This is a genomic window from Bacillus sp. SIMBA_026 (assembly GCF_046535335.1).
GTDB lineage: Bacteria > Bacillota > Bacilli > Bacillales > Bacillaceae > Bacillus > Bacillus velezensis.
In genome coordinates, this window is the sequence record NZ_JAWRWX010000095.1 from 1 (window position 1) to 292 (window position 292).

General features: G+C 47.3%; 2 tRNA genes. Both read left to right on the forward strand.

What is annotated here, in order from left to right:
- The first annotated feature begins 104 nt into the window (after nt 1–104).
- Nucleotides 105–180 (forward strand) — tRNA-Thr (locus tag SB847_RS20825).
- Nucleotides 181–217: 37 nt separating this feature from the next.
- Nucleotides 218–290 (forward strand) — tRNA-Lys (locus tag SB847_RS20830).
- Nucleotides 291–292 lie beyond the last annotated feature (2 nt).

Genomic DNA, 292 nt, shown 5'->3' on the forward strand with positions numbered 1-292 from the left:
GAGGATTAGCTCAGCTGGGAGAGCATCTGCCTTACAAGCAGAGGGTCGGCGGTTCGAGCCCGTCATCCTCCACCATTCCTATCATACATAAGTTGGCGTATTAAGCCGGTGTAGCTCAATTGGTAGAGCAACTGACTTGTAATCAGTAGGTTGGGGGTTCAAGTCCTCTTGCCGGCACCACCTTTATATGTTATACTATATAAGTATCTTGTAATAAGAGCCATTAGCTCAGTTGGTAGAGCATCTGACTTTTAATCAGAGGGTCGAAGGTTCGAGTCCTTCATGGCTCACC